We start from the raw sequence: 245 nt of genomic DNA, 5'->3' as shown, positions 1-245 counted from the left end.
GCAATCACAATTAATAAATGGATATAGATTATGGACAAGCTCATAAAATCACTCATCACACTTGCTTTAACATTATTTGTAATAGGTTGCTCGTCAACAGGAACAATTGATTACATGGTTGCAGGCGGTGCGACACAAAAGGGTAATGAAATCTGGGTGCAATCAATCACTTTTGATAATAGTTGGGGTATTCCTATGGGGAGCCTTGGTTGTTGCTGGCAAAGTGCCGGTAAAACAAGTGGTGT

General features: G+C 39.6%; 1 pseudogene. It reads left to right on the top strand.

Annotated elements, in window-relative coordinates:
- Positions 1-30 precede the first annotated feature (30 nt).
- Positions 31-245, top strand: a pseudogene (locus H5187_RS24275) (DUF2931 domain-containing protein); the annotation flags it as partial.

It is taken from the genome of Pseudoalteromonas sp. SG44-1, assembly GCF_014164315.1.
Lineage (GTDB): Bacteria > Pseudomonadota > Gammaproteobacteria > Enterobacterales > Alteromonadaceae > Pseudoalteromonas > Pseudoalteromonas rhizosphaerae.
Note: the sequence above shows the minus strand (reverse complement) of the source record. Positions and strands in the feature narration are given on the sequence as shown.